Below are 246 nucleotides of genomic sequence, written 5' to 3'. Positions count from 1 at the left end.
ATCGAATTTGAAGAAGATGTTGAGCTACTTTCTATGAAGGCTTTACGTCTGATGCAAGAGGCAGAGCTAGTACTTTCACCAATCGATTGTCCATTCGAATTTATAGACTTATGCCGTCGAGATGCAGAAAGAGAGAGCTATGTTAATAGCGGAGAGCTATCAACCAAGCTTGAGCAAGCCAGAGCTGAGAAATTACGAGTGTGTGTGTTTATTCCACCAGCAAGCGTAGAGTTTAATCTATTGGTA

General features: G+C 41.5%; 1 pseudogene. It reads left to right on the top strand.

Features of this window, described 5'->3' with window-relative positions:
* Nucleotides 1-246 (top strand): annotated as a pseudogene (locus AB4653_RS22790) (siroheme synthase); the annotation flags it as partial.

Origin of the sequence: Vibrio sp. 10N.222.48.A3 (genome assembly GCF_041475345.1) — a bacterium.
Taxonomy (GTDB): domain Bacteria; phylum Pseudomonadota; class Gammaproteobacteria; order Enterobacterales; family Vibrionaceae; genus Vibrio; species Vibrio tasmaniensis_A.
The sequence above is the reverse complement of the archived record's forward strand: the minus strand, read 5'-3'. Positions and strand labels throughout refer to the sequence as shown.